This window comes from Kribbella sp. NPDC023855, assembly GCF_040639475.1.
Classification (GTDB): domain Bacteria; phylum Actinomycetota; class Actinomycetes; order Propionibacteriales; family Kribbellaceae; genus Kribbella.
In genome coordinates this window covers 327,472-342,627 of the sequence record NZ_JBFAAA010000003.1, presented here as the reverse complement: position 1 = coordinate 342,627, position 15,156 = coordinate 327,472, and the positions used below count along the sequence as shown (strand labels likewise).

General features: G+C 66.8%; 15 protein-coding genes. 3 read left to right on the top strand and 12 right to left on the bottom strand.

Annotation, left to right across the window (positions count from 1 at the left end; translation table 11 throughout):
* Window positions 1-67: 67 nt before the first annotated feature.
* Window positions 68-985, top strand: a complete 918-nt coding sequence (locus AB0F51_RS12425) for a hypothetical protein (RefSeq protein ID WP_360278185.1) — start codon at window positions 68-70, stop codon at window positions 983-985.
* On the opposite strand, the gene AB0F51_RS12420 is transcribed toward AB0F51_RS12425, so the two are convergent.
* On the bottom strand, window positions 978-2,276 hold the full coding sequence (locus tag AB0F51_RS12420) for a hypothetical protein (RefSeq protein ID WP_360278182.1): 1,299 nt from the start codon (window positions 2,274-2,276) through the stop codon (window positions 978-980). The genes AB0F51_RS12425 and AB0F51_RS12420 overlap by 8 nt on opposite strands.
* Before the next feature lie 94 nt (window positions 2,277-2,370).
* Complete coding sequence (locus tag AB0F51_RS12415) at window positions 2,371-3,162, bottom strand: helix-turn-helix transcriptional regulator (RefSeq protein ID WP_360278179.1); 792 nt, start codon at window positions 3,160-3,162, stop codon at window positions 2,371-2,373.
* A gap of 104 nt (window positions 3,163-3,266) precedes the next feature.
* On the opposite strand from AB0F51_RS12415, the gene AB0F51_RS12410 reads away from it, so the two are divergent.
* Window positions 3,267-4,130: a phytanoyl-CoA dioxygenase family protein gene (locus AB0F51_RS12410; RefSeq protein WP_360278176.1), complete on the top strand. Its 864-nt coding sequence runs from the start codon at window positions 3,267-3,269 to the stop codon at window positions 4,128-4,130.
* A gap of 115 nt (window positions 4,131-4,245) precedes the next feature.
* A complete protein-coding gene (locus AB0F51_RS12405) occupies window positions 4,246-4,566 on the top strand; it encodes a hypothetical protein (RefSeq protein WP_360278173.1) in 321 nt (106 codons plus the stop codon).
* Between the two features lie 10 nt (window positions 4,567-4,576).
* Here AB0F51_RS12405 and AB0F51_RS12400 read toward each other — a convergent pair whose 3' ends face one another.
* From AB0F51_RS12400 to AB0F51_RS12355, 10 genes are read right to left on the bottom strand one after another with little or no spacing between them, the layout of a single operon-like run.
* Complete coding sequence (locus AB0F51_RS12400) at window positions 4,577-5,596, bottom strand: lactonase family protein (RefSeq protein WP_360278171.1); 1,020 nt, start codon at window positions 5,594-5,596, stop codon at window positions 4,577-4,579.
* A gap of 45 nt (window positions 5,597-5,641) precedes the next feature.
* Window positions 5,642-6,280, bottom strand: a complete 639-nt coding sequence (locus tag AB0F51_RS12395) for a methyltransferase domain-containing protein (RefSeq protein WP_360278168.1) — start codon at window positions 6,278-6,280, stop codon at window positions 5,642-5,644.
* Complete coding sequence (locus tag AB0F51_RS12390) at window positions 6,267-7,610, bottom strand: cytochrome P450 (protein WP_360278165.1); 1,344 nt, start codon at window positions 7,608-7,610, stop codon at window positions 6,267-6,269. Before AB0F51_RS12390 ends, AB0F51_RS12395 begins: the two co-directional genes overlap by 14 nt.
* The gene (locus AB0F51_RS12385) at window positions 7,607-8,968 is read right to left on the bottom strand and encodes a cytochrome P450 (protein ID WP_360278162.1); all 1,362 of its coding nucleotides are present in this window, start codon (window positions 8,966-8,968) and stop codon (window positions 7,607-7,609) included. Before AB0F51_RS12385 ends, AB0F51_RS12390 begins: the two co-directional genes overlap by 4 nt.
* Window positions 8,965-9,516 carry a GNAT family N-acetyltransferase gene (locus AB0F51_RS12380; RefSeq protein WP_360278159.1) on the bottom strand — a complete coding sequence of 184 codons (552 nt, stop codon included), beginning with the start codon at window positions 9,514-9,516 and terminating at the stop codon, window positions 8,965-8,967. The genes AB0F51_RS12385 and AB0F51_RS12380 overlap by 4 nt, the downstream gene beginning before the upstream one ends.
* Entirely contained in the window at window positions 9,517-10,791 is a 1,275-nt protein-coding gene (locus AB0F51_RS12375; protein WP_360278157.1) for an MFS transporter, read from the bottom strand.
* Complete coding sequence (locus tag AB0F51_RS12370; protein ID WP_360278154.1) at window positions 10,781-11,512, bottom strand: NTP transferase domain-containing protein; 732 nt, start codon at window positions 11,510-11,512, stop codon at window positions 10,781-10,783. Before AB0F51_RS12370 ends, AB0F51_RS12375 begins: the two co-directional genes overlap by 11 nt.
* A complete protein-coding gene (gene hisG / locus AB0F51_RS12365; protein WP_360278151.1) occupies window positions 11,509-12,165 on the bottom strand; it encodes an ATP phosphoribosyltransferase in 657 nt (218 codons plus the stop codon). The genes AB0F51_RS12370 and hisG overlap by 4 nt, the downstream gene beginning before the upstream one ends.
* Window positions 12,162-13,817, bottom strand: a complete 1,656-nt coding sequence (locus AB0F51_RS12360) for a hypothetical protein (RefSeq protein WP_360278148.1) — start codon at window positions 13,815-13,817, stop codon at window positions 12,162-12,164. The genes hisG and AB0F51_RS12360 overlap by 4 nt, the downstream gene beginning before the upstream one ends.
* Window positions 13,818-15,020 (bottom strand): DUF1152 domain-containing protein, encoded by a 1,203-nt coding sequence (locus AB0F51_RS12355; RefSeq protein ID WP_360278145.1) that lies wholly within the window; start codon window positions 15,018-15,020, stop codon window positions 13,818-13,820. It abuts the gene before it with no gap.
* Between the last annotated feature and the right edge of the window lie 136 nt (window positions 15,021-15,156).

Sequence of the window (15,156 nt, the reverse complement as noted above, 5' to 3'; positions counted from 1 at the left end):
GACCGCGTCTTGCTCCGGGCGGATCTGCATTGCCGGTGAGGACTTGGACTGGACGGTAGGACCTGCCGTGCTCGCAGCGATCTCCCTGCAGACGGAGGTGACGGTGGCGCGCACGGCCGATGAGCAGACCCTGCGGGTCAGCAGCGGCTGGCCGTACCATCGTGAATTGGCGATCGACGCTATGTCGCCAGAGCCTTGCCGTGACGAAGCGTTCAGCCATATCTGGGCCGCAGCTTGCGTCTTCAGCCAAGCCACGCAGAGGTCCATCGGAGGCCTCGCCTTGCGCGCCCGGTCGAGTATTCCGCCGGCGTCGGGCCTCAGCAGCAGCGCAGCGATTACGGTGGCGACGATCGCGGCCCTGGACTCCTTCTTCGGACAGTTGATCCCCTGTGCCGACCTGCTGGAACTGGCCTACGCCACTGAGGCGGTTGCCTTGCAGACCGGCGCTGGGCAGATGGACTTCTACGGATGCGCCCTTGGCGGCGTCCATTACCTGGACTGCGCGAATCAGCCACCGGCGCCGGTGGAGCGACTGGCGATGCCGTCGCCCGTCTCCGTGCTTGTTGTCGATACGCGTGTCAAGCGCAGTACGAAGGACATCATCGCCGCGAAGCGGCTTCGATGGTCTGCCGGTGAGCCGGACATGATGGCCTACGTTCAGGAAACTGCTGATCGGGTGGCGGAGATCAGGAAGTTGCTCGGGGGGCAGGATTCGGACCCCTGGGAGCTTGGCATGCTGATCAACGACTGCCAGACCCTGCTCCGTGATCGGCTGAGGGTGTCCACCGAGCTGATCGACGAGTGTGTTGCCCGAAGCCTGGCGCGCGGTGCCTATGGCGCGAAGCTCACTGGCACAGGTCTGGGCGGTTGTCTTTTCGCACTGGTGCCACCAGATGTCGAGGACCGCGTCGTCACAGCTCTAGAAGGACTTCCGGTCACAGTGCACCGGGGTCGTATCGCGGAAAGCGGCCTCACTGTCAGTTGAGCAATACGTTTCGATGCTGCCACCCCAGTGCGAGGCAAGCAGCGCTCGGGGAACTCATCATCCCTGCGGACAGGTAGTAGTCGACTTCTTCCGACACCAGCGGGATGCCCCGGACGCCGGTCTTCGTGCGCTTGTGGCCGATCATGATTCCTTCCGCGTTCTTCTCGACCAGGGTGGGCGCCACCCGGCTGAACGCGTCATCCTCCACCACCATGACGGTGAGCAGATGCCCCCACAATTCGACGGCATCGAGTCCGAACCCGAGGTAGTGCAGCCGGATCTTCCCGGCTGCGCGTTCCTGGTCGAGTTCGAGGTAGGGGGTCTCGGTCGCGTAGTCGACGGTCATTCCCATCGTGCCGTCGGCCTCCGGATTGCCCAGTATTTCCTCGCTGAACTCACGCATGATCGTCCGCCAGATGTCAAAGTCCTCCCGAAGTGCTGCTGGTGACTTGCTCCCGGGCTGGAACACGCCGGTCGGTACCACCATGTACGCGCCGGCGAAGGTAACGGTCGCCTCCGGGTCACGCAGGTTGAGGAAGAACTCGGCATCGCCGTTCGGCTGCCGCCGGATCAGCAGTGTGCTTACGGCAATGGAAATCGGCCGTAGGGCAGGGTTGAGCAACTGGGAACGGAGTGCACGGCGCAGCGGCAATGATCGCCAGGTGGGCTGTCGGACCTCTTCCTCCGGTCCCTGAACGGCTGCCACAGCAAGCTCGTGGCAGAGCGCCTCGGCGATGTCGATCGTGGGAAAATACCGGCTCTCGGAGAAGGTCAGCCGAGGGGAGGCGGGGTCCGACCAGTCCGCTGCTGTCAGACTGAAGGTCGGATTGTCGAAGAACAACGTCGGCCTGGCGATCGCGCCGAGCGCTTGGCTGTAGGAGTCGAAACGGCGCCTGTTGTCCGAGACCGGGAGCACCCTCCGCGCGAATCTGGAGATCTTCTGCGGCGCTCTTGGCGCTTTTCCACCCGCCCATATCAATGTCACAGCATCGAGCGGTGCAGGCGCGGCCGGCAACCAGTGAGGGAAGCTCAGCAGTTGCGTTCGAGGAATCAAGATCGGCCCGTTGGCGGTGGATGTGTGGAGTTTCGCGGCCAAGGAGACCAGCGCAGGCCGGTGCTCCTTCAGATGCCGGCGTGTGTCCCGGAACTCCTGCTGGCTTTGCGTCGTCCCCTCGAACCAGTTCGACCTGAGCGCGGCGTAGGCCGCGACGCTACCGACGGCCAAGGCGACGACCGCGATAATCACTCCCACGACCTCGACGGACATCTCCGCCACCACCCCATTGAGCATGCCGAGCAGTGTGCCCGACAACTACCTGATCGGATAGGGCGATCGGCCTTTCCCTGAATCTTGCTGGCAGGACGACAGCTTTACAGTCTGTTCCCTAGCCCTGTCGGTCAACCACTGCATTTCCGGCCCGTACTGCGCGGGGCGCGCCGCCCAGTTCGCGGTGGCAGGTCTTGTTGAAGGCCTGGAGATCGGGGATGCCTACGGAGGCGGCGATGGCTGGGATGGAGAGGGTGGAGGAAACCAGGAGGTGCCGGGCGTGGGCCATGCGACGCTGGCGGATGTAGGCGACCACTGTCATCCCGGTCTCCGCACGGAAGAGTCTGGTGAGGTGGTTGTGGGAGACGCCGGCTATCGCGGCCAGTGACGGCACTGTCAGCGAGCGGGCCAAGTTGCCTTCTATGTAGCTGATGGCGGTCGACACCGCCGAGTGGTCGGCCGCTGCGCCGCCTTCGGTGAGTGGCGCCGGCAGCTGGGCAACCCGCCACAGTGCGGCCCACACCTCGGCCACTACTCGAGCAGAGCCGCTGGGGGAGGCCCCAATGGCCGAGCGGAGCATGTCGGAGAGCACGGGCGCCGCAGTACCGGCGTCTTGCGCCACTGGAACGTACGACGGCTCGCCCACCTCTCGCGGCCGGAAGTGCACGAAGAGGTGCTCCGACCGACCCCGGTAGTCGAACTGCACCTGTACGTCGGCCGGCGTCAGGCTGACCCAGCCCGGCGCGACCGCGTACGTCGTACCGGCCACTGTCAGGTCGGCCGAGTAGCCGTAGAGGTGGAGCTGCCACAGGTCCGGCAGCCGGAACACGTCTCGCAAACCGCGGACGCCGTGCACCCCGACGCCCACGTTCACCAGCTCCGGAGGGGCGGCCAGATGCAACGGAAACATGGTGAGAAATTACCACCACTGGTGAACTCAACCCACGCGACAGAGCACCACCACTGCCTAGCCTGAAGGAGTAGAAACCACTAGTCGCCCCGATAGGGAGAGACATGCCGCATCCGCATCGCAAGAACCTGCTCACCTCCGTCCAGATGGCCGGCTTCGTCGCCACCGGCGCGTTCCGGATGGACGCGGTGGTCCCCGACGAGATGAACCAGCAGGCGATCGACGTCCTGAAGGCCGGCATTCCTGGCGTCCCGTACGGCACTCCGCTGTCGGAGGCGTTCGTGGACAGCGAGTTCGTCCAGCGGCTGGTGCAGCTGCCGGAGGTCGCCGGCGCGATCCACAGCCTGGTCGGCCCGGAGCCGACCGTCGACCACCACGCGGTCCACATCCGCAAGGCGAACGAGGGTGAGGCGCAGAACCTGCACGGCGACGCGATCATCGACGTCCGCGAGGACGCCTTCGACGTCCAGCTCATGTACTACCCGCAGGAGGTGACGCTGGAGATGGGCGGCACGCTCAGCATCCCCGGCAGCCACCTGCGCAGGACCAACGAGTCGGACACCGGCCGGTACCAGAACCTGCTCGGCCAGACCCGGCTCACCTGCCCGCCCGGCACGGTCGTGTTCCTGCACCACGGCATCTGGCACGGCGGCCGCAAGAACGACAGCGACATCGACCGCTACATGTTCAAGATCCGGTTCAACCCGACCGTTCGCCAGGTCCGGCTGTGGAACACCGACGACCTGTACGACGACCAGGTGGCCGCCGAGCTCGGCCAGACCTTCCCCTGGTACGAGGGGGCCACCGGCCGGCTGGAGATCTACAACCGGGTCAAGCTGTGGCAGGCCCTGACCGGCGACGACACCTACGACCCGGACTACTGGGTCACCCGGGTGTCGAACCGCCCGCGCCGCGTGGTGGCGCAGCGCAGCCTCAACCCGCACGCCGCAAAGAAGGAGATGGCATGACGGTGCTTTTGGCCTCGCCTCCGGCTCGGCGGGTCATGAGGCTGAACTCCCGGCCTTCCCTCGTCGCTCCGGTCGCTTCGCTCCCTCCACTCCTCAGTCCAGGCCAGGAGGCCTCATGACCACCAACTTCACCACCACCCAACAGGACTCCACCACTACCCAACAGTCCGTCCGCCAGCAGGTGCTGGTGCTCTACCTGGCCTCGTCCGCGCTCGACTCGCGCACGGTCGGCTGGTCGACGTACGACGGGACTGGTGCGACGACACCCACGACAGGTGACTGCGACGTCCCGCCGTACGCCAGTGGACTCGATGCGCTCAAGGACGGCTGGCGGCTGTTCCAGGCCGCGCAGCTGCTCCCGCCGCAGCCGGGTCACGAGTACGACGTGTCGTTCCTGAAGCACGAGTTCTTCTTCGAAAAGCTCGTTGCCGTCTGAGAGCCCTGCGTTAGAGCGGCAGGACACAGACCGGTTTCGGCCAGCTCAGCGGCGTCCCCGTTGCGGTGAGGGCGCCGCTGCTCTGGTCGATGGTGAAGACCGCGATCGTGTCCGAACGCTCGTTCGCGGCGTACAGGTGGTTTCCATCTTCGCTGAAGGCGAGGTGCCGCGGCCAGGTCCCACCGGATCCGATCGTCTGGACCAGCTTCGCCTCGAGTCCGTCCGCGCCGATCGCGAACACCGCGATGGTGTCGTCGCCGCGGTTCGAGCCGTAGACGAACCGGCCGTCCGCCGACACAAGCACCTCGGCCGGGAAGTTGTCGCCTTCGGCACCTTCCGGCCGCGTCGACAGCGTCTGTACTACGGCCAGCTCACCCTCGGCGAAGCTGCAGACGATGAGTGTCGAGTCGAGCTCGTTGATCAGGTACGCCGCCGCACCGCCCGGGTGGAAGGCGAGATGGCGCGGCCCGGCCCCGGGGTGGACCTGGAGGCGGCTCACCGCTTCGAGCCGGCCCTCCTTGCTCAGCGTCGAGACGTGCACCGAGTCCGCGCCGAGATCGATGTCGAAGGCAAACGATCCCGACGGGTCGAAGGTGACCTGGTGGGCGTGCGGGCCCTCCTGCCGTTCCTGGTTCGGCCCGTCGCCGTCGCGCTCCAGGATCTGGGTCGGGTCGCCGAGCGATCCGTCCGCCTTGATCGGGTGGATCGCGATCGAGCCGGAGCCGTAGTTGGCCGACAGCACGAACCTGCCGGACGGGTCGACCGCCAGGTGGCACGGGTGCGCTCCACCGGTCGGCTGGTGGTTGAGGAACTCCAGAGTGCCGCTGTCGCCGACCGCGAAGGCGCTGACCCGGCCGGCGTCCAGCTCGTTGGTCGCATACAGGTACCGGCGGTCGGCCGAGAAGGCCAGGAACGACGGATTGGCACTCTCGGCGGCTACACGCAAACCAGTCGCGGTACCGAACCCGATCCCGTCACCGCCACCCTCCTGAGTGGTGTAACTACCAACAAAAATCTGCTCCGAAGTCATATCCCCACCCTGCCAGGTAACCGGCCGTCCGGCAGCCGTCATCCACTATTCAGGAGGTGACGACCGACCGGGCGCCTGCGCGATGGTCAGAATCCCCGCCGCAGGGAGATGCCCGATGCGCTCGTAGGTCCGGGGCGACGTATGGGTGATCGTCCAGCCCAACCCGTGGAACCAGTCCGCGATCTCGTTCACTGTCAGCCTCCTTGGGCCGAGATCACCAGGATGGTCCGACGAGAACGCCAACATGAAATAGCGGCAGCCGTCGGCGGCGAGTCCTTTGAGCGTCTCGGCCCAGACCTGCCGATCGTGGTCGGTGAGGCCGTGAAAGAAACCGCAGTCCAGCACCGCGTCGAACCGCTGTGCCGGTGACCAGTTCAGCACATCGGCGCAGAGGAAGGAGACGTCCAGTTGTCGCGTCCGCGCCTTCTGTCTGGCCATCTCGATCGCGCGGGCGGAGGCATCCACCCCGGTCGATGCATGTCCCAGCTCCGCTGCCAGCAGCGCGTGTTCACCGGTACCGCAACCGACATCCAGGAAGGATCCTGCGGCTTGCCCCGACCGGAGCAGGGACTCGAAGACCTTCTGGGGCCGACCGAGATCCCACGGCGCCTGCGATTCGTAGTACGAGTCGAAATCTTGTGGCGAGCGAGGTCTGGCCACGTGCTGGGATTCACTGTTCGGCATGTCGTCCTTTCGGTTGCCTGGCCGTGGCGTGGAACCGCACTGGCTTGCTGGTCACGCTGTCGAGTTCGACGCCCAGCAGATGTGCCGGCATCTGTTCGGGGTCGGCGAGGGTCAGCTCCCAGTCCCGCACGATGGACCTGATCAGCAGGCCGGCCTGCTGCCGGGCAAAGGACTGCGCCGGACAGCGCCGGACCCCAAGACCGAACGGGAAGTAGGTGCCGTCGGCGCCGCGCTCGGTCGTGAAGCGCTCCGGATCGAACTCTTCCGGGCGTGGCCAGGCGGCCGGCTGGAAGTGCTGGATCAGTGGACTCGTGACGAAGACCGTGCCGCGCGCGTACTCCGTCCCCGCGATCCGCAGCGGGACCATGCTCTCTCGCGGGATCGACCACGACGGTGGATGCAGCCTCAGCGTCTCGGAAACGACCGCATCGGCGTAACGACCGTCCTCCGACTGCAGCAGTCTGTCCTGGACCGACTTGTCAGCTGCCACGTGCCACATCAGCCAGGTCAAGGTGGTGGTCATGTTCTGCAGTGCAGCGGCGAAGAAGGCCCGCGCCTGGTCGCCGGCCGCGCGGACGGGCAGATCGGGGTAGCTGGCGACGGCCTGGGCGATGTCGCCGAAGACAGTGTCCGCTCGCGCGGAGTGGGCGATCACCGATTCGAACGCCGTCTTGACGGCGGCCTCGCGAGCCGCGAACCGTGACTCGACCACCACGTCGGACGCCGATCCATGGCCGGCCGGGCACTGTGACGACCCGCCGGCCGCGCGCCCGTTCTCCTGCTGCATCCAGTCGTACGCCGTCTGGCGGGAGTCGAACAGCACCGAGTCGACAAGGCTCAGGTCGTCGGTCAGTTCGGGTGCACCGAACGAGTACAGGACGGTCAGAAAGGCCAGCCGCCGGCTGTCCTCCAACAGATCCCGGCCAGGTTCGGCGACCCAGTCCGCTGCCAACGTGTCGAGGGCCGGTACCAGTCGTTGCCGGTAGTCCGAGAGCCGGGATCCGCTCAGCCGACCGATGATGGAACGCCGCAGGTATCGGCGCCAGGTGGTGATCTCGCTGACCACCTCGGCTGCGGTCGTCTCGGCCAGTGGCTTCCGGATCGCTGTCCCGTCACCGATGAACGCCGGCCACAGTTGCGTGTTCCGCCCCTTGGTGAACGCCTTCGCCTGACTGACCAGAATCATCGGAACCAGTTGCGCCGCCGTGACGATGGCCAGGGCCGGCCGCTGTTCGGCCACCAGGGTGCAGACCGGATCGCCGGAAGCCCTCAGCATCGGCAGCAACTCCTCGAAGGTCTGCCCGGTGTACTCGATCTCGGCGGTGCTCACCGCGCCTCCACCTGAACCACCGCGCGCTGACCAGGAGTGATCCCCAGGTCCACGCCGAGCCAGTGGGTCAGGCCGCCCTCCGGCTGTTCGACGCAGACGAGCCTCACCGTCCGGACCACTCTCCTGCAGATCTGGAAAACATGCTCGACGGAGTGATTCATCGCAGGACAGGTTCTCGGGCCGAGGCTGAAAGGGAAGTAGGAGCCCGACGGCCTCGGCGGTTTGACGAAGCGGTCCGCCACGAACTGGTCGGGCTGGTCGTAGACCTGAGCGTCATAGTGCTGGATCAGCGGGCTGGCGATCAGGGTTGTTCCCTTGCGGATGGTGGTTCCGCCGATCTTGAGGTCGGCCAGCGCCTCCCGGGGGATGGACCAGGCGGGTGGATGCAGCCGCAAGCTCTCGTAGACGCTCGATCGCAGCAAAGCGTCGGCCTCGGCGGCGGGGAGAGCGTTGATCCGATCCTGGAGCGCTGGATCTGTCGACAGGTGCCAGAGAACCCAGGTCAGCGCTGAGGACAGGGTCTCGGTACCAGCGATGAAAAGACCCTGCATCTGAGCCGGCAGAGTCTGCGCGGGGATCGGACTGAGGTAGTTGCCGGATGCCTGGGCCAGGAGCGAGAAGATGCTGTCGTCCGATGCCTCGGTCGCACTGCGCACCACCGACTTGAACGATCTCTCCATCACCATGACGCGTTTCACCAAGGGGGCCAGCGCCGGCCTGACGGCTGCCTGCAGGAGTAGCCGGGCCCGGTCGCGACGCCGGAGGTTCCGGTCGAAGGGACAGGCCAGCGGGGTGTCCAGCGCCAGCTTGGCGGCGATCCTCGATTTCCACAGTTGCTCGCTGACCGCGACCAGTTCGGGGCGGGTGGCCGGCCCGGCGAAACACGCCACGAAGCTGTCCAGAGCGACCAGGCGGCTGTCGGCGATCAGCTCGCCCTGACCGGCTTCGATCCATCGGCGACAGAGGTCGTCCGCGAGCTGTCCCGCGATCGCCGAGTACGCCGGTGTTTTCGCCGCCGAGAACTGTTCGGACATGCTGCGCCGCCGGAACCTGCGCCAGCTGGCGAGCGAGATGTCGATCTCGGGATCGCCGGTCTCCTGGGCCTGCAGCGGAGGCCTGATCCCGGTGCCGTCGCCGATTGCCGTCCGCCAGTACTGCGTCCGCGCACCCTTCTCGAAGTACTTGGCGCCGTGGGCCAGCACGACGTCGACGACGCGCGGATCGATGAGGACGCCGAGGTCGTGTTCGCCCGTGCCGATCAGCTCGATGTCCTTCGTGCTTCGCCGCAGGTCGGGCAGCAGGTCTTCGAACGCCCGCGGCAGACTTGCCGTGGCTCCCAGCGCGCTCTGGATGCTCACGCGCGGTCCGGTGGCTCGATCGGGTTGGTGAGCGAGTAGACCAGCAGATCGGTACGGCCGGAGTGGGTGAAGCCGGCGTTCTTCAGTCGTCCCTCGTACTCGAATCCCGCGGCCAGGGAGACGCGCTGCGAGCCGATGTTCCCCGGTGCGCAGAACAGCTCGACGCGCTCCATGCCGTGGCCGAGAGCCCAGGTGCTCAGCAGCCGGGTGGCCTCGGCCGTCAGCCCCTTGCGGCGCATCCAGGGAGCTGTCCAGTAGCCGACCTCGGAGACCCTGGTCCGCCAATTGGTCCGCTTCAGCGAAACGGATCCGGCGAACTGGTCTCCCGGTCCGCAGAAGGCGAGATGCAGTCCGTCACCCGCCAGCCGAAGCTCCTCGGCCATCCCTCCGCACCAGGTCTTGCCGTGCTCGGGGAGGTAGGGATTCGGCAACGGCAGCCACCGCTGGGTCTCCGGGTCGTTGCAGGCCTCGACGACCATTTCGGCGTCCTCCGGACCGAACGGCCGCAGGGTGACCTGCTCATTCGACAGTGCTGGGACGGTGAACATCTACCGATCTGCTCCATTCTGCGTGGATACGGGTGGCTGGTCCGGTTGCGAGCTCAGGGAGCGGACCTGTGGGTCCAGCAGGAGCGGGAGCGTGGTGACGACGCAGGCGGCGAAACCGACGGCCAGGACCACCGAACGACCGGCGTGCTCCGCCCAGACCCCGACGAGCGCATAACCGAGGGGCATCAGCGCGGCCGACACCATCATGTCGAGGGCCGTGACCCGTCCGAGCAGCTCGGTCGGCACCTCGCGCTGCACCGCGGTGTAGTAGAGGACGATGTAGACCTCGAGCCCTACGCCTGCGACGAAGTGGGCGGAGACCAGAACCGCGGCCGGTACGGACGCCAGCATCGCCAGCATCACCAAGCCGAAGGCGGCGACCCCCACGAAAGCCGGTACACCGGGAGATCGGGTCTTGATCCTCGACGCCAGCATCGCGCCCACGATCGCGCCGACGGCGTAGACCGTCATGCTCAGCGGGTAGCTGTCCGAGTCGCCGTAGTGGTCGAGCGCCACGATCGGCAGCAGGACGAACCATGGCGCGACGGACAGTGGCATCTGGATCAGTCCTGACAGGAACGTCAGCGCCAGCCAGCGGCGCCGGCGAACGGCCTGCAGGCCCGCCGTGAAGTCCTTGATCGTCGGCCGGCCGGCCGTTGGCTTGCGGACCGAGGCCCGGACGGCGAGCAGGGTGCCGGTACTGACCACGAAGGTCAGTACGTCGATCCACAGTGCGGCCGTCGGACTCCACCAGGCGACCAGGATGCCGCCGAGCGCGGGCCCCGCGATCGCGGCGGTTCTGGTGACCAGCGATCCGATCGCGTTGGCCTGCTGGAGCAGCTCTTCGGGGACCAGTTGTGGATAGAGCCCCCGGAAGGCCGGTCGGAAGAACGCCTCTCCGAGCCCGAAGATCAGCATCACGACGGTGATGACGCCGGCGCCGGCCCCGGTCTCGAAGCACCAGATGATCGTCAGGACTGCCAGGACCCGTGCCACGTCGGCGCCGATCATGACGTAGGTCCGGGGGAATCTGTCGACGACGACACCGCTGACCATCAGGGTCACCACCATGGCGAGACTGCGTGCCGCGAGCGCGCCGCCGATGGCCGCCGCGCCGTCGCCGCGGGCGATCAGTGCCAGGGTCACCGCGATCGGCAGGATTCCGTCACCGATCGCACTCACCAACTGACCACCCGCCACCAGGCTGAAGTCACGCTGCCTGAGTGCTGTCCGCAGGGTGGCCCGTTGCTGCGTGCCCGCTTCGTCAGAAGTCATCGAGTTGCGCCCTGTCTGTCCGCCAATACTTCTCGTACTGCGCGAGCGTCCCGAGGTCGGTGTAAGGGCCGCCGAACTCGATCGCCACCACCGATTCCGCCCCGGACAGCTCGACTACAAGCTGAATCAGGGTAGTCGCAGTCGGTGCAAGCTCTCTGATCCGGCCGACCATGGCCTGGGGGAGCGCCAACCGGCCCACCAACCGTCGAGACCCGGTCACATCACCGACCGAGGGGACTTCGCGGACCGCTGGAACGCGCACCGCGCGGGGCGCCGCGGCACGCTCGTCGAACAGCAGCGCGACCGGTGCGCCCGTTGCCCTGGCGAACTCGACGAGCTTGGCGCTCAGCGCGGCCGGCACGAACTCGTCGCAGTGAGCGATCAGCAGGTCGCCGTCGCCGGGAAGGTCGAGGCTCTTCAAGGAGTCGGCGGGTTCAGGCGTTCGGCTGGTGTCGACGGGCACCAGCCGGAGCGCGACTCCCGCTGTCCAGGGCTCAGCGCCGAGGGACTCGGTCACGTGTGCGGCGATCGCCAGCCCGTCGCGTCCTCCGTCGTGAACGACGGTGACGGTCGTGGCACCCGCCTTGATGCACTCGCCGGCGACCCGGTCCAGAAAGTTCTTCGTCCCGAACGGGAGAAGCACCTTCGGGACGGCGGCGGTCAGCGGGTGCATCCGCCGGCCGCTGCCTCCGGCCAGGAGCACCGCGTTGATCTGGGTCACGTGAGCAGCCCGAGCACGGCCCCGAGGTCCTTGCCGCTGTGCTGCCAGTCCGGACGGGCATAGACACGTGCCGACGTGGTGACGATCGGTTCGAGGAGCTCGAGGCCGTTGGCCCGCGCCGTGTCGCCAGTCATGTAGGCGTCGACGACGACATCCGCGAGACCGCAGCGCGCATAGAGCTCGGCCGCCCCCGAAACAGGCAGTTGGGTCGTGGCAGGCATCCCGTCCTGAGCGAAGAAGTCGCGGGAGATCCCGGGGTACTGGGTGACGACACGAAGCTGAGGACGCGACCTCCAGTCCTTCATGTCAGCCGTTCCCACCACGCCGACCGTGCACGACTGGAATCCGGTGTCATGAAGCGCCGCGTACTCGATGCCGGCTTCCAGCACGTAGTCATGCCCGGTCACGATGAGGTCGGCCAGTCCGGCATCCAGCAAGTACGGCAGGTCGTTCGAGCGCGCGCACAGGACGACGAGTGCGTCGGACTCGAAGACGAGCCCACGGGTTCCGGCCGGCATGCCCACCAGCCCGCCGACCATCGCAGTGGTCTCGTCGAGGAGTCGCCCGGCATTGGGAACCGCCAGTATCGGCCTGGCCTCCGCGGTGAACAGATGTGCTGTGGAGCTGGTGAAATCCGCCAATGGGTTGATCATCGAGCACCCCCGTCTCGCGGTGGAAGGTAGTGGAACACCCTGCGGTAGAAGTCGAGATTGCCGTCCCGGAGCACGACTGCCCGGGCGGACCAGATGTCACTGCCCGGATCGCCCGGCAGGTCGAGCTCGGCTCGCAGGCGGGCCTGGCCGGATGCGAGGGACCAGCTCGATATCGGCAGCGGCTGCGGCTTGGTCTTGTCGCGGATCTGCAGGACCACCAGGCCCGCTCCGGCCGCCGGCGCCGCCGGCAGGGTCAGGTCCACGATCAGTCGCCGGGAGTTGGTTTCGATTTGGAGCGCGTTGGGACCCGGGGGTGAACCGCCCGGTCCACAGATGTTGCAGGCCAGGCCACAGACGGCACATTCGCTGATCCACCGCTCCACCTGGCCGACGGATGTCAGCCTTAGCGGTGTCGCGAAGATGTGGCCGCCGCATTGAGCACAGCGACCGTCGATCTGAACCCGTTCCCCCGATTCGAGCCAGAGGCGAAGGGACGGTTGCAGGAGGTCTCCGACGTGGGCACCGGGATGCGCCTCGGACAAGAGGCCGTCGGCCAGCAGTTCGGCCCCGATGTCGATCCACTCCTGCGCTGCCGAGGCCAGTGATGTTTCGACGGCAGGTGGTACCGATCCCCGCATGACCTGATGTGCGTGAGCCGACCAAGCGGCCGCGTTGAGCCGCGTTCTCGCGGCGGACCATCGGCTGACACCCGTCACGATGGCGGCGGGTTCCTGGAGTGACTTGCTCGCCACGAAAGCGACTGTGCGCTCGAGACGGTCCATGTCGCGGAGGCGGCTCAGCAGGGGGCTGGCCGGGGGCTTCCGGGCTTCGGCAGTGCCGCCGCCGGATATTGGCTCAGTGGGCGGATCGGACAGGACGACGGTGGGGTCCCCCAGTACGACGAGGAATCCCTGACGATCGGCATCCCGGCCGACGTTGAGCTCGGCCACCGCCTCGGCCAGAGTGCGGCCGGTCGACATCAGGTTCCGGAGATGCTCTACGTCTGATCGCGAACTGGCGGTCTGCCGGGTGGTGCCGACCACCGCCGCCACTGATCCGCTCTGAAGCGCCGCCACCGCCAAGCTGTTGTCACCCGGGTACATCTGTGGCGCCAGCAACATGCTCGTACAGGACAGCAGGACGAGAACGCGGCAGGACAGCTCGTCCATGGTCATCAGTTTCTGGCCGGTGGCGCCCTTCTTGCACCGCCCGCGCGCACATCCGCCCGGCACCGGAAGGCCGGCGGCGGATTCGACCTCGGCCGTACGTCCGCACAGCACCACACTGCCCAGGTTGAGATGCATCCCGTCCCCGTGCCCGACGACGGCCAGCATCTCGACCGGTCGCGTCAACTCCGCGCGGCGCTTCGTCGTATCGGCCGCGGCATGAGCTTCGACCACGAGCTGGCCCGCCGTCCGGTCCGCTGGGCGCTGGGGGAGGTGGGCAAGGTCGGTCAGCTCGATGCTGAGCGGTATGCGTCGCCGCACGGTCGCCGCTGTCAGGGTCTCGATCAGGTCCAAGGTGAAGGCACGACGAGGGCCTTGCAGGACCACCCCCGACGTGGCCGACGTCATCGCCTCGACGAGTTCGTCGACGTCGCGGTCAGAAGTGACCGTGGTGACCACCGGACCTTGGCGCATTCCCACTTGCATCTAGAAACCCATCGCTTTCAAGTCGTATTGCGAACCGGTGGGAGGCGCTTGAATCTCTGCACGCGATTGAAATTCCTGAATCACCGCGGGAAGCAGGTCCACCGGGATCGCCGGCCTGCGGTAATCGTCGCCCAGTTGTCCGGCCACCACCCGGTGAAGCCGATCCAAATCGCTCGCACCGGTCAGCCGGAAACCCTTTGCCAATCGACGCACGCTCACATGGGTGGCGCTCGGGAGGATGGATCCGAGGAAGTCCTCCGACAGTTTCGGCCTGCCTTCCGGCGCTGTCGCCCGTCGAGCTGCAGCGACCTCGTGGCCGAACTCCGAAGTAAGGCCGAGCATCTTGATGGAATTGTCCAGCGCGGCAAAAGAAGTCGAATTCCGGACGGCCCGGGCGACCAGGTTCCGCTGGTAGACGTGGTTCGCGTCGAAGGTCCACGCGGTGCCACAGCGCCGATCGACGCAGACCAGTTCGGAGCCGGGCCTGATGTCGATCCGGCCGATGATCCCGATCGCTCCCAGGAGAGCGAGCAGACTCGACTCGCTGTGCACCCAGCAGTAGTCCCGATAGACCTGAGCGGCCAGTCCGGCGCTGATCCGCAGGCGGCCCGACGGCTCGAGATCCCGCACGATGCTGCCGAGGTGATCGAGCGAGAGTTCGCCGTCGACGCCCAGTCCCAGCACCGTCACGGTCGCGGTGAAGTCCTGGTCCGCGACAGCCGCCAGCAAGGCTGCGTCCATAGTCGGACTGATGAGGCCCGCCTCGTCGCCCCGCGCCAGGATGTCGCCGCCCGTGTCGACCAGATCGACGCATTCGTAGCCCCCGCTGTCCATGATCGCCTGGAGCTGTTCCCGCAGGCCCTGCACGCCGTCGGCCAGGTCCAGGTACCAGATCGGCGGCTCCACGGAGGCCGCCAACTGGGGCAGCTGGGTCAGGCCGCCGGGGATCCGAGTGCGCTCGGTGAACTGGCCGAGCCGGCCGACGGGCCGGAGGCCACGCACCGCGTTGCGCGGCCTGGGGCCGGGAAACGGGTCGAGGGTGCTGCGTTCCCAGACAGCCGATGCATAAGCATTTCCGAGCGCGCCCCCGATGATTCGCTGGTCGAGGCTGATGGCGGTGATCAGATCACCCGTTCCGCCGGATGCAATCCGTAAAGTCCTCATAATCGGCCGGATCGTGCGGGCGGCAATTGCCGCCCGCACGAAACGTTAAATCACCAGCTGTTTACGGTCTCAACCACGGGAAGGTCTTCCAGGGCCTCGATCGTGATGTTCTCGTGCATTTGTTTCCCCTATCTCATGGGTATGAAACCGGACAAATGCCGCGCATCTGGTTGCG